The organism is Roseomonas sp. TAS13 (assembly GCF_001950415.1).
Lineage (GTDB): Bacteria > Pseudomonadota > Alphaproteobacteria > Acetobacterales > Acetobacteraceae > Roseomonas > Roseomonas mucosa.
Genome location: NZ_BDLP01000643.1, coordinates 1 through 1405, shown reverse-complemented (window position 1 = coordinate 1405; position 1405 = coordinate 1). Strand labels below are relative to the sequence as shown.

At 74.2% G+C, this 1405-nt stretch carries 1 pseudogene; it reads right to left on the bottom strand.

The features are described 5' to 3' along the window. A pseudogene (locus ROTAS13_RS24470) lies at window positions 1-1405 on the bottom strand (hypothetical protein); the annotation flags it as partial.

Genomic DNA, 1405 nt, shown 5'->3' with positions numbered 1-1405 from the left:
CAGCCGCCCCTCGGACACGCTGGCGGTGAGGTCCTCCTCCTCCAGCTCCGGCTCGCGCATCGACCAGTGGGCGACACGGCGCAGCAGCTCCGCCTGCGGCCCGCCGCCGTCATGGCCACGCGCCCAGAGCCAGATATGGTCGGAGAGCAGCAGCGCCACCCGGCCCTCGCCCACCCGGTCCAGGATCATCAGCGGGCTGCCGCCCGGCGCGTCCATCACCATGGTGCCGGAACGCGGCTCCGCCCGCATGTAGCGGTACCAGCGGCCCCAACTCTGCGGCCGGTCGCCGGCATTGGCACCGGGCAGGCCCTCGGTCACCGGATGGCGCTGGCCGGCATCGGTGACATGTGCGCGGAAGGGGCCGTCCACCTCGGCATCGTTGCCGCCGCGCGGTGGCGGGGCGAAGCCGAAGTTCAGCCCGTTGCCGAAGCCCGCCCCGCTGCCCAGGGGCGGCCGCACCGGCAGGACCTGCCCCAGCGGCGTCAGGGCGAGGCTGGTCGGGCCGCTGAATTCCGGCCCCACGGACAGCAGCAGCGCGCCGCCGCCGCGCACATAGTCGGCGATGTTCCGCAGGTATTGTGGCGGCAGGAAGCCGCGGTTGCTGAAACGGTCGAAGACGATCAGGTCGAAGTCGCGCAACCGCTGCTGGAACAGCTCCCGCACCGGGAAGGCGATCAGCGCCAGCTCGTTCAGCGGCGTGTTGTCGTCCTTCTCCGGCGGGCGGAGGATGGTGAAGTGGACGAGGTCCACGTTCGGATCGGCCTTCAGCAGCCGGCGCCAGGTACGCTCCCCGGCATGCGGCTCGCCGGAGACGAGAAGCACGCGCAGCCGCTCCCGCACGCCGTTGATCGTCACCACGGCACGGTTGTTCAGGGTGGAGACCTCGCCCGGCCGTTCCTCGGCCGCGACCTCGACCACCGTGGGGCCGCCGCGCTCGATCGGCACGGCGATGCGGTGCTCGCGGCCCAGCGGCACGCTTTCCACGCGCGGCGCGGCGCCGTCGCGGCGGATGGTCAGGCGCACGGCGCCGCCGTCGGCCGCCCCCGCGGGCACGCCCAGATCCTCCGCGACCACGCGCAGCTCCACCGAGCGGCCGACGATGCCGAAGCCCGGCGCCTCGATCACCCGCAGCCGCCGGTCCACCTCGCCGGGCCGCCCGGCCAGCAGGGCGTGGAAGGGCGCGTCCAGGGCGGGGCCGCCGGCGGCGCCGGGCGGGGGGATGTCATGGACCTGCCCATCGGTCAGGGCGACGATGCCGGCAAGGCGCGCGCGCGGGATCTCGGCCAGGGCGGTCTCGATGGCGCCGTAGAGCCGCGTGCCCCGGTTGCCGCCTTCTTCCACGGTGATGCTGCGGAACTCCAGATCCGGGATGCGGCCGAGGCGCTGCTCCAGCACGTCCCGCGCC